We start from the raw sequence: 231 nt of genomic DNA on the forward strand, positions 1-231 counted from the left end.
AAGATGCAGAGCAAAATCACAATGCACACCTTCATCTCTCGAGATTAACTCGTTAGAGAAAGATAATCCCGGCATAAGTCCTTTTTTCTTTAACCAAAAAATAGAACAGAATCCACCTGAGAAGAAAATACCTTCAACTGCTGCAAAAGGAATTAAACCCTCAGCGAAACTTGGAGACTCAATGCATTTTAAGGCCCAATCGGCTTTTCTCTTAATAGCAGGAAAATTCTC

At 38.5% G+C, this 231-nt stretch carries 1 protein-coding gene; it reads right to left on the reverse strand.

Features of this window, described 5'->3' with window-relative positions; all coding sequences use genetic code 11:
- Nucleotides 1-231, reverse strand: a 231-nt coding sequence (locus ACRHOC_RS15270; RefSeq protein WP_431159453.1) for a ribonucleotide-diphosphate reductase subunit beta, incomplete at both ends; no start/stop codon positions are given.

Origin of the sequence: Winogradskyella poriferorum (assembly GCF_050618035.1) — a bacterium.
Lineage (GTDB): Bacteria > Bacteroidota > Bacteroidia > Flavobacteriales > Flavobacteriaceae > Winogradskyella > Winogradskyella poriferorum_A.